The 10105-nt window shown below is 35.2% G+C and carries 11 protein-coding genes; 5 read left to right on the top strand and 6 right to left on the bottom strand.

Features of this window, described 5'->3' with window-relative positions; all coding sequences use genetic code 11:
• Window positions 1-563: 563 nt before the first annotated feature.
• The 3 genes from ACFN7Z_RS19680 to ACFN7Z_RS19670 all read right to left on the bottom strand — a co-directional run bounded on the left by ACFN7Z_RS19680 (window position 564) and on the right by ACFN7Z_RS19670 (window position 4167).
• A complete protein-coding gene (locus ACFN7Z_RS19680) occupies window positions 564-3098 on the bottom strand; it encodes a mobilization protein (RefSeq protein WP_395442715.1) in 2535 nt (844 codons plus the stop codon).
• Window positions 3088-3576 (bottom strand): plasmid mobilization relaxosome protein MobC, encoded by a 489-nt coding sequence (gene mobC / locus ACFN7Z_RS19675; protein ID WP_395442714.1) that lies wholly within the window; start codon window positions 3574-3576, stop codon window positions 3088-3090. Before mobC ends, ACFN7Z_RS19680 begins: the two co-directional genes overlap by 11 nt.
• A gap of 348 nt (window positions 3577-3924) precedes the next feature.
• The gene (locus ACFN7Z_RS19670; RefSeq protein WP_058870604.1) at window positions 3925-4167 is read right to left on the bottom strand and encodes a hypothetical protein; all 243 of its coding nucleotides are present in this window, start codon (window positions 4165-4167) and stop codon (window positions 3925-3927) included.
• A 148-nt stretch (window positions 4168-4315) separates the two neighbouring features.
• Here ACFN7Z_RS19670 and ACFN7Z_RS19665 point away from each other — a divergent pair, with 148 nt between their 5' ends.
• The 5 genes from ACFN7Z_RS19665 to nadS all read left to right on the top strand — a co-directional run bounded on the left by ACFN7Z_RS19665 (window position 4316) and on the right by nadS (window position 7425).
• On the top strand, window positions 4316-4540 hold the full coding sequence (locus ACFN7Z_RS19665; protein ID WP_058870605.1) for a hypothetical protein: 225 nt from the start codon (window positions 4316-4318) through the stop codon (window positions 4538-4540).
• Window positions 4541-4722: 182 nt separating this feature from the next.
• Window positions 4723-5994: an AAA family ATPase gene (locus ACFN7Z_RS19660; RefSeq protein ID WP_395442717.1), complete on the top strand. Its 1272-nt coding sequence runs from the start codon at window positions 4723-4725 to the stop codon at window positions 5992-5994.
• Window positions 5991-6659, top strand: a complete 669-nt coding sequence (locus ACFN7Z_RS19655; RefSeq protein ID WP_395442716.1) for an HNH endonuclease — start codon at window positions 5991-5993, stop codon at window positions 6657-6659. Before ACFN7Z_RS19660 ends, ACFN7Z_RS19655 begins: the two co-directional genes overlap by 4 nt.
• Before the next feature lie 180 nt (window positions 6660-6839).
• Entirely contained in the window at window positions 6840-7160 is a 321-nt protein-coding gene (locus ACFN7Z_RS19650; RefSeq protein WP_005404023.1) for a type II toxin-antitoxin system RelE/ParE family toxin, read from the top strand.
• The gene (gene nadS, locus ACFN7Z_RS19645) at window positions 7153-7425 is read left to right on the top strand and encodes a NadS family protein (protein ID WP_004896911.1); all 273 of its coding nucleotides are present in this window, start codon (window positions 7153-7155) and stop codon (window positions 7423-7425) included. The genes ACFN7Z_RS19650 and nadS overlap by 8 nt, the downstream gene beginning before the upstream one ends.
• Before the next feature lie 469 nt (window positions 7426-7894).
• On the opposite strand, the gene ACFN7Z_RS19640 is transcribed toward nadS, so the two are convergent.
• The 3 genes from ACFN7Z_RS19640 to repM all read right to left on the bottom strand — a co-directional run bounded on the left by ACFN7Z_RS19640 (window position 7895) and on the right by repM (window position 10105).
• Window positions 7895-8212 (bottom strand): hypothetical protein, encoded by a 318-nt coding sequence (locus ACFN7Z_RS19640; protein ID WP_000900860.1) that lies wholly within the window; start codon window positions 8210-8212, stop codon window positions 7895-7897.
• 350 nt (window positions 8213-8562) lie between these two features.
• The gene (locus tag ACFN7Z_RS19635; protein WP_109292008.1) at window positions 8563-9108 is read right to left on the bottom strand and encodes a plasmid replication DNA-binding protein; all 546 of its coding nucleotides are present in this window, start codon (window positions 9106-9108) and stop codon (window positions 8563-8565) included.
• Window positions 9109-9175: 67 nt separating this feature from the next.
• Window positions 9176-10105, bottom strand: coding sequence for a replication initiation protein RepM (gene repM / locus ACFN7Z_RS19630; protein WP_038343842.1), 930 nt, complete (start codon window positions 10103-10105; stop codon window positions 9176-9178).

The raw sequence follows: 10105 nt of genomic DNA, 5'->3' as shown, positions 1-10105 counted from the left end.
ATGAAAAGATTATGTTTTTAATTTAATAAGACGAGGTTATATTATTAACTCGCTTAATGCAAGGTAAACCTCGTTTTAATGCAAGGTAAACCTCGTTTTAATGCAAGGTAAACCTCGTTTTAATGCAAGGTAAACCTCGTTTTATAATCTCTAAGAATATTATAAATAAAGGTTTTTAGACCATCTAAAAGCATTTAAAAACTTTAAAATAATTAAAAGCACAAGAAAGGAAAAATTGCCCTTGGTTTTCGCTTTACTTCGTTCGCTCAAACTCTATTGAATCTCGCTTTCGCTCGATTCGTCGGGGCAATTTTTTGGTTTATGTTTACGTGTATTTAAAAAAAGTCAAAAGCAAGATCAAAAGCAACTCGGAATTCGCTTCGCTCATAAAGCTTTTTTACTCGCTACGCTCGATCTAGACTCAAATATAGAGTCGTCGCTTTGCTCGGTTAATCTCCTTTAGCTGCAAAAGGAAGCTTGTAATCAGGAAAAGAGCAGCGCGAAATTTTTATATCGCTCTGTCGCTCGTAGACACTCGCTCGGTAAATCATTGTTTAGATTAACTAAAAATTAAAATCTAAATCATTTTTGGGCTTTGTTTTATATTCGTGTTCATCGCTTTGAGAAACATTATGTTGAGGGGATGAGTTTTTAATTTGGTAAATATCACTTTTGATATTCTCAAAACGCTTTAAACATGTTTGGTATGCAGCTCTATGCTGTTCAAAGTGGGCATCTTGCCGTTCTAAAATCTTCTCGCATTGCAGATATTTCAGCATGCGTTGATCATTTTTGATGATCTGTTCAATTTTTTCATAGTCAGATTTATTCAAGTTTCGACTTGCTCGGCTCATGTAGGTTTCTAAGTTTTCCGCTTTTTTCTGTGTGTAATCAATCAATAGTAATGTGTCCTGGTTATTGAAGGCTTGTTGCTGTTCATCACATAGTTCTTTGTGATAAAGAACATAGTCGGGGTAATAGTTGTCATTGCGCAATGAACTGAGGTGAAAATCTGTAGCCGGCTTAGGCATTAGTCGAATGTCCGCTACTGTAGTTTCTAGTCCCCCAAGTTGTTGATTAATTCGACTAATTTTTCCACTTTCTCCAAGAGCATGTCGATTTGCTTGCTCTGCATCTCTAGATCTTTGTAAAAGTTGTCGGGTACCTTCACTTGCGAGATTTTCAAGAGTGCGTTCTCGAGATCGGCCTGCTGTGTGTTGATATTCGATTGAATCGGTTTCAATTCGGCCTTCACTAAAGCGCTGATAATGTTGTTTAAATTCAGTTGCTTCAAAGTTTGTGTTAATTGCGTCTGCAATTGCATCAGCACATTGTTTTGAAATGCTTGCTGTAATTGCTCGGAAAAGTTGCCCTGCTCGAGCTTTGAAAGTTCTGATTTCATGGCCAGGATCAAGGCTTGTAGGGTTTCGTTCTCGGTTTTCAAATGGGTGATTTTGTTTTGTAAGCTCTGCTCGACTTCGCTGTATTTGCTCAAGATGTTTTTTAATGAACTCACTTGTTGATTCAATGCGTTGTTTTGCTCTGTTAACAAGTTGATTTGTTGACTCAATAAGTCGTTTTGCTCTTTCAAAAAATGGTCGATTTCGGTCTGCATAGTTTTCTTCCGTAATTAATACATGTTGCTGTTTTGATTTGAAATTATTTGTGAGTTCTGTTGAATCACTTCGCGTTGTGCTGTGATCGTTTTTAAGTTTGAACTTGCTTGATAGCTGAGTAAGAAACTCATTAAAAGAATCAGCACTCCAAAAACTATAATTCCGTATAGGAGGTAGGTTGCTCTCTGAGTACTCAATTTTTCCGTGATGAAGGTCTGGATGTCGCTCTGGATCTGTTCGCTTTGGTTTGCTAGTGCTTGTTGGACTTGGCTTTGGATACTCTGCTGCAGGCTCTCTTGATCGATCTTGATGCTTTTCAACTGGCTGTTGATGTGCTCCTGTAACGCCTCGATTGATGTTGAAAACGAATTGATGTTGGTTGTGACGGTTTCGATGCTCGATATATCGATATTCGATAGCTGTACTTGTAATGCTTGTATTTGCTCCATATAGCTCGTTGTGAGCATTTTGATGGATTGGGGTGATAGATTCTTTATCGCTATCAAAATCGAGCGTAGATGCGATTCTAGGGCTATTGTCGTTTGCTGTACTTGGTGTAAAAGAATGGTGCCTTCTGTGATAGGTTTCTCGCTTTGTGCGATATTCTTCACGAAGCTTTCCAGTTTGATTGATAGCTGCTGCAAGTTCACTTGGAGAGTTTCTACGCTCTCGTTCTGCTTTGATATGCTCTGATAAAAGTTCTCTGCTGAAATTGTCATGATATAAAAATCCTTTGAGTCTGTGTTTTTTGCCGCCTGTCAGCTCTACGGTGAGATAATCTCGGCCTTGTTTGACGGACTTTACGTCTTTATGTTTTTTAATTTCTTGAACGATGTCAGCACGCGTCTTAATGCCGCTGAGTGGGTGAGCCGCAAGGCGTGAGATAGAGTCGTCTATAAATTTGCAAAACTGTTTTTTTGTAAGATCTTGAAGAGATTCAGCATCCATAATCTTTTTTGCTTGAGCATGGAGTTTTGCAACATAATTCGGCTCTTGTCTGGACTTCATTAAAAGCAAATCATCCGGACGTGACCAATTGTTTTTTAAGTTAAAGTGATCTCTGAGCGCATCAAAATGTTTCTCATGTCCTGGCGGGGCTATATTCAGTGATTTTCCGCTTTGTATGTCGAGTCGAGGGGTTAAAACGTGGATGTGCTTGGAGCCGTCTTGATCTGTATGTAGCACCGCAAAAAGGTGATACTGCGATTGTTCCAATCCTGCGAAAGCATGTTGTTCAAAGTCGTTAAGGACTTCTTTAATTTGCTCGTCCGTTGGGTCGTCTTCTTTTGACCAAGCGATGACGCCACTGGTGTACTTCCAAAGATGCGGACTGGAGTCACAAATGGCGTTAAACGTGGTTGCATCCCCTTTTAGAACTTGCACCCCTGCGCGCAAATCACCGTTGTGGTCATATTGATCTAAAAGGTATGCAGATGCTTTTGCTGGACTGCCTTTGCCATGCTCGAGGAATTTAATATGCACTTTCGTCTTGCTCCGCAAGTTGAAGTGAAGACAGCTGTTTTTTAAGTCTTTCCGGGCTTTGTCGGCTGATTTTTGGCAGAGCTGGGAAAACTTGTTCTAGTTCAGTTTGGATGGCTTTTAAAACTAAAAAAATTTTTAAAATATCGAGTTTGCGCTGTTCCTGCGGATTTGCGTTTTTGATGATGTTTAATGCACGTGCAATCTGATTAATGTTGTTGCCGATTTTGGCAAGCTCGAGCAATAAATCAGGGTCAGTTTTTTGGTAGCGTTTGACGACTTCAACGACTGTTTTAATTTTTGTTCTTGCGGGTTTTATTTCGTCATGGGTCTGTTGAACGGTGACAGCATCATGCATGACTTCGCGTGCGATCAACGAATGTATGAAGTCTGTGAAATTGGTATTTTCTCTTTGGATGTACTGCTCCAGTTGCTTTAACTGTAGCTCGGTAAGTCTAAAAATTTTTGTTCTACTTCGCATTGATCAATCTCATCGCGCTTTTGCTTTTGGGGTCTTAGGGGTGAAACCCCTAACAAGTCCCTGTGTATCGAAATTCGAAGAATTTTGTATATACAGGTAGGCTTGCTTATGTGCTTTATGTCCGAACTTCTTATATCAGTGTTGAAAAAATAAAGTCTGTTTAAAGCGCAAAACGGATGAATTTTTAAAGAGGGTGTTATTTTTTGGAAAATTTGAGGAATAAAATGATTATTTTTGTTCTCGAAAGGGATGCTTTATTTAATTAAAAATGGGGGGAGACTAGTGATAAAACAGGCGAATTTGAAATCTGTATTTTATGAGTCAAATACAGATTTCATTATCGTTTTTTTAACATTCTGGGATAAGTTGTAGGAAGGCTTTTCTAACGTCAGAAAATTCAGCTTGAGGGTGATCTTGTAAAAAACATTCGGTCCAAATGAATGTTGCTTCATGGCCGTCATAACAATGATTTACATCCAGATAAAAAGCCAATCGTGCCGTTATGCAAAGTTCAAGATCATTAATTAATGTCAATCCAATCTTTTTTGCTTGAGAAGAAATAAGAAGCTTGGGCTGTACGAAATGGTTCATAAAAACAAGTCCTATCAAAAGAGTAAAAGTGCTTGATAAGAATAGTTAAACACATAAATATTGTGATTAATACATTATTTATGTGTTTGAATGTAAATAAATGATCTGTGCTATACTTTCCCATCAGAACAATTCTGCTTTTTAAACTATGCCTTACGAAGAATTTCAAAGACTTATAGGTAAGTCTGGCCTGTCTATTAAAGAATTTGCAGCGCTTTTAGATATGAATGCGAATTCAATTACCAACTATAAAAAGAACGGTAAAGTGCCCACTACCATTGCAGTGATTGCGATCGTAATTTCAGATATGAAGGATGATGGTCTGGACTTTTATCCAATTTTTGAGAAAGTTCGAGCTTATCGTGATCAATAGAGTATTTGATGTGAACCCAATTAAAGTTTTAATTGGGTCCTAGCGCGTGCTGCTGCATTTCGTAGATGAGATTTTATGTTAAATAGTTATGATCTATAAAAGACCAAAAATACAATATTAATTTAATGTAAAATAAATAGATTCATATAGTTATTAAAATATCTTTTATAAAGAGCTTCAAAATGAGATTTGAAAAAATTATTCTTACAGAATGGCGACAATTTTCTAAGATAGACATTGACTTTCATCCTAACGTGACAATCATTACCGGTGCAAATGGTGCAGGTAAATCTACAATATTAAAATTATTATCTAAACATTTTGGATGGCATCATCCATTTTTAGGAACGCCATTTTTATCTAAAGAACGAGGTGTTTTCCAATATAAATCTCTTTTTAAACCATTACAGAAATCAAATGAAAGCTACTATCATTATTCTGGTGAATCACTAGGTAAAATCCTTTATTCAAACAATGCTGTAGCAGATATTTTTGTTAATCAGCAGGTACAAGAAAACGTTCAGTTTGAACTACATATAGGAAATCAATTGCAGATTGATGGAGTACACATTAACTCTCATCGACCTGTACCTAGATATGAAAGATTGCAAAACATTCCTACTAATCCTATGGATGCGTCACAAGCTTTTAGTAGTTATCTGCAAGAAACTCTAAATTTATTTACTAGTAATTACACGCAACATTCTCCTACTTATAGAATGAAAGAAGCTATAGTTTCCATGGCAGCATTTGGTCCAGGAAATCAATTCGTACAAAAAAATGAAAAAATTGAAAAACAATTTTATGATTTTAAGGAAATATTAAAGCAGATTTTGCCTAATGAGTTAGGATTCAAAGATTTAAGTATTAGAATGCCTGATATTGTCTTAGAAACAGATTCTGGTGACTTTCTATTAGATGCTTCTTCTGGAGGCATTATGTCTATCATTGATTTAGCATGGCAAATATTTCTTTATTCACATGATAAAGAAGAATTTGTTATCACAATTGATGAACCTGAAAACCATTTGCATCCATCTATGCAGCGTTCTCTGCTCAATGACTTTGTTAAAGCATTCCCTAATGCTCAATTTATTGTAGTAACACATAGTCCATTTATAGTTTCATCTATTCGTGAATCTAATGTTTACGCATTAAAATATGAAAATTTTCATGATGATGAAGGCAAAGTTATAAAAAAAGTCGTATCTCATAAGTTAGATTTAAATACAAAAGCAGCAACAGCTAATGAAATTTTACGTAATGTCTTGGGAGTTCCAGTAACACTTCCTAAATGGGCCGATGAAGATTTACAGAGAATTTGTTCAGAATTTACTGTGGCAGATATTACAGTTGAAGGACTAGCTAGATTACGATTTGAATTAAATCAAGCTGGTTTAGAAGAATTTTATCCTGAAGCACTGAATAATATTGTTGCAGGTAATAATCAATGATTAACATAAGAAAACTTGATGAACCTGCTGTTTTATTGAAGCATGCTAATAAATGGAAATTTAGGCTTTTAAAAATTATTAATGAAAAAAAAGTACCAACAGAATACCTTTTATCAAGGTATAGCCATCCTGAAATCAAGAAAAAGTTAATTGAAGAAACGAATGGTAAGTGTGCGTATTGCGAAAGTAAGTTATTACATATTCAGCATGGAGATATTGAGCATATTTTTCCAAAATCTTTAGATCAATCAAAACGCTATGAATGGAATAATCTAACTTTATCTTGCATAACATGTAACCAAAATAAATTAGATAAGGATCCTAATCTAAATAATATTTTAAATCCGTATACTGATAGTCCTGAGATTAGTATGATTTTTTTAGGTCCTTTAATCAAAGCTGCTGATAATAAAGGTGAGTCAACAAGAATTTTATTGGATCTAAACAGAACTTATTTAATTGAAAAAAGACAAGAACGTCTTGATAAAATTAGTTTAATAATCAGGGATTTGAACAATTATGGATTGCCATTAGTTGCAAGAAAAGCGATTTATAAGGATTTAATAGAAATAGAAGCTTCTGATAGCCGAGAATATTCAGCTATGGTTCGACAAATTATTAAATGTTTTGAACCTAGCATTCCTTTAGATGTTAAAGCAGCATGAATATAAAAAGATAATATATATACTCTTTTTATTGTTAAATACTGAATTTTATACGCTTTCCTAAGGTTAATTTCCTTAAAATTAACCTTATACGAATTATATGAAACGAGAACCTACAGCTCTCGTTTTTTTCTTTTAAAACTGCTAAAATTCTTATACGCCATTGACGTACTTCAACCTATGTTATTTATTGAAACCAGTATTTTTACCAAGCAAATTAAAGAGCTTGTGAATGATGAAGAGTATCGTCAGCTCCAGCAGGATCTCTTGGTACAACCTGATAAAGGTGACTTAATCAAGAATGGCGGTGGCATTCGTAAAGTGCGTTGTGCTCAAGGCAATAAGGGTAAAAGTGGTGGTATCCGGGTGATCTATTATTGGGTCACAGAAGATGATCAGATCTTTTTTCTGGTGGCTTATCCAAAGTCAGTAAAAGATAACCTGACTGATAAAGAAACATCGATATTGCGTCAATTAGTGAAGGAGCAATTTCATGGATAACAACTTATTTGATGACTTGGTTGCTTCGATTAAAGAAGCTGGTGCCATCAAACGCAATGAAATGAAAGCAAGCCGAGTGACTGAGCTTGAATTACCAGATATTAAAGAAGTACGTGAGAAAACAGGCTTAACCCAAGCTGAATTTGCTGCACGTTTGCATATTAGCGCGAGAACCCTACAAAACTGGGAACAAGGCCGTCGCTATCCGACTGGTCCTGCAGCGACTCTAATTCGCATTCTGGATGCCCATCCAACCCTAATTTAAAAAGTTTAGATAATAAAAAAGCCCGACATCCTGTCGGGCTTTTTCATATCGGGGTGCTCGTCTTACTGATCTTGTGCTGCCCATTCCTTGCGCTATTTTCTTATTCTTGTTTTCTGGAAACATCCAGTTCCCTTATGTATTCATCATAGGGCTAATGCCTTGGATTACCAATCCGCAAAAACCTTAAATCTATGTAAGTTTTAGCTTACAAAGTTGGCTTATTTTATCCCAAGAGTTGTCCTCAGAAATTGGGGATTATTTCTGAATTGTGAACATTGATAAATCAGGAAAAAATACAAAAGCGAATGTTTTTTGATCAATTTTATTGGCTAAAAGTTACAGATTTGCTCATAAAAAAGCCGACTTGTTTCCAAGTCGGCTTTTCGGGTTTGCGTCCCCGATTTTTTATAGCATAACTTTTTGAAATATAAAACTATTTTTATATGCGTTTCGTATAACGCCCATTATGTTAAATGGAATGTTTATGAGAAATTAATAGTCTATTTTTGTTTGAGATTGAAGTATATTTAAAAAAGTTAAGTTGTTTTTTTAAATGCATAACTTCATCTTTTAGTTTTTTGATTTGTTGCTCTCTTTCGTCCTGTATAGGGTAAGTAAGTTCACCAAATTTTCTAACTAACTGACTGTATTCAATCAATTTATTGTAGTCAAGTTCGAAATCTCCGCTTTTTATATATTTAAGTATAGTCGAGCGAGGTTTTTTATACGCTATAGCAGCATCACTGATCGAAAATTTTTTTAAAAAATGATGATTTTTACCTAGCATACTATTTCACTTAAGGCATTATTAATTTCGTATATATATGTTAATAAAATTAACACATACAAGATATAAATCTTTAATCATTATTGGTTAATAATTGAACGTTTACTTTACACATGCCCTACTCTGATAATTTTTCTATTATTAAATCAATATGCTTTTAAAAATTTATATTATTAACATAATACACCTTATACGAAATGTGTTATAATTTTCCTTAGAAATCAATGCTGTAGTTTCTAGTTTATAGCCCAATCACACCCGATTGGGCTTTTTTTATGACTTTTCACGTTCCACGCCTATTATTTAATCAATGTTTCACGACTTTGTTCATATCAGTTAAACAATCGTGGTTAATCATAGGGTCTAAAAAAACGGCTCCAAAAGCCTCTTTTTTCCGGTTCCTGTTCAATGTACTCCGGTACTGGAATCCGCTTATTTTCCCTCTGCTCTGGAGTAGTCAATCCGTCATGTTTCAGCTCAGGTTCTGACCGAGGATCCGTTGCTATATCTTGGCTAGGTTTCTGATCGGTAAACGTAGTCATATTAGTCTTTGGAGCTTCTAATAGACGTTGCATTGCCTCAATTTGCTCTTGATAGAAAGATTCTCGTTCTAAAGACTGGCTTTCTCTAAGTTGCGCTTGATTTAATTGCTTCTCAAGCAATTCAACTTGACGTTTGAGTAAGTCAATTTCTGTTAACTTTTGGCTGTCAATTGATTGACTTTGATTGACACCACTCCCTTTCTTTTGTGGTTCGCCAAATACTCTTAAAGCTTCTGAGAAATCAATTAAGCCATCTGCTCCTTTTGATAAATTTCCTTTATTTATATGAGCATATATTGCTTGTCTGGAAAACCCATATAGTTTTGCTAACTCTGAAACGGATAGTTTTTTCATGGTGTAAATGAGTTGTCAATTTGTGTTAATACTTCACTGTCAACTTTACATTGTCAATTGACACTATTCATTGAAAGCCAACTTTTCTAAGTAATGGAGTGAATTCTTTTACTCTCTCAGGATCTTGCAACATATCAGCTATACGTACAGCGAATTGTTCATAGCTTTCTGTACCTTGTGAATATTTACTCATCTCAGGAAGTTCGGAGAGCTTATTGGCGAATAGGTGACGTTGTTTATCTGTCATTGTTGAAAAGAGGTCTAATGTATTTGAATCTCTTTTAGATCCGACAGATTGAGTAGCCGACTTTTTTTGATTAAAGCTAAATGAAAAGCCTGTAATTGATCTGCCCGTCTTATGCTGTTCAACTTTGACAGTAATATCGGTATGTTCATTGACTTGTTTTAATGCAATGTCTAAGACATATTTTTTAAAATCATACATTCGTTTGTATTCAGTATCGAGTACCCCTATTTTTTGTCTGAAGTCGTACAGGGTTATGAGAGGCGTTTTTCCGGTACTACGCCATGCAATTAATATTTCATATAAACGAACGGCATAAGCACTTGTTAAATTGCTTATTTGTTGTATTTCATACTTTGTAAATTGTTCTTCTAGTCTAGTAATTAAAGGCACAATAGCGGGAGCAAAGATAAGTCTAACAACAGCCTCATTATCAATATAAGCAACCTCACTCACCCATCTTGATTTGTGATTAATAACATTTCCTTTTTCACTAAGGCTTTGATAACTAAATTGTCTTGCGAATAGATCATCACAAGCATCTTTTAATGCTTGATAAGCCGTATTTCGATGAACACCAAATTGATTGATATAACTTTCAGCATGAACTGTTAGAGGATCATTAGCATTTATTCCTTTACCCGACTCCCTTGCTTCAAGAATCGCTAGAAGAATTAACCGTTGCTCCACTAGATCAAGGTTATAACTGGCATTAATTAAGGCATTATCTTTAACTATTAGTTCTGTTTTCAT

Source organism: Acinetobacter sp. P1332, assembly GCF_044057475.1.
GTDB classification, from domain to species: Bacteria; Pseudomonadota; Gammaproteobacteria; order Pseudomonadales; family Moraxellaceae; genus Acinetobacter; species Acinetobacter johnsonii.
The sequence above is the reverse complement of the archived record's forward strand: the minus strand, read 5'-3'. Positions and strand labels throughout refer to the sequence as shown.